Source organism: Gilvimarinus sp. 1_MG-2023 (assembly GCF_030548285.1).
Window position 1 is genome coordinate 1 of record NZ_JAUOSC010000058.1, and the last position, 559, is coordinate 559.

The window sequence follows — 559 nt, forward strand, 5'->3', positions numbered from 1 at the left end:
GCCACCGCGTATGCACCGGGATGCCAGCACTCGTGCCACAGCGGCAACGCCGTTTGATACGACAGGTATTGATCTGGCCGAAGCGGCGGAGCGGGTACTGACCTTGCCAACGGTTGCCAGCAAGTCCTTTCTGATCACCATTGGTGACCGCTCCATTACCGGTACCGTTGCCCGTGACCAGTTTGTTGGCCCTTGGCAGGTGCCAGTCGCAGACGTGGCGGTAACCACTGCGTCTTACGACAGTTATGTCGGTGAAGCCATGGCGATGGGGGAGCGTACTCCGGTTGCATTGCTGGATGCACCGGCATCCGGTCGACTGGCAGTGGCGGAAGCCATCACCAACCTGGCGGCGGCACCGATTGCCCGGATAGCCGACATCAAGTTGTCAGCCAACTGGATGTGTGCGGCTGGTCACGAGGGTGAAGACGAGAAACTGTACGCCACGGTAAAAGCCGTTGGGATGGAGCTCTGCCCCGAGCTGCAAGTGACCATTCCAGTGGGCAAAGACTCCATGTCGATGAAAACCCGCTGGCAAGACACCAACGAACAGGGCGATAGC

Annotated in this window: 1 pseudogene; it reads left to right on the top strand. The window is 59.7% G+C overall.

Features of this window, described 5'->3' with window-relative positions:
* Positions 1 to 559 (top strand): annotated as a pseudogene (locus Q4563_RS15630) (phosphoribosylformylglycinamidine synthase); the annotation flags it as partial.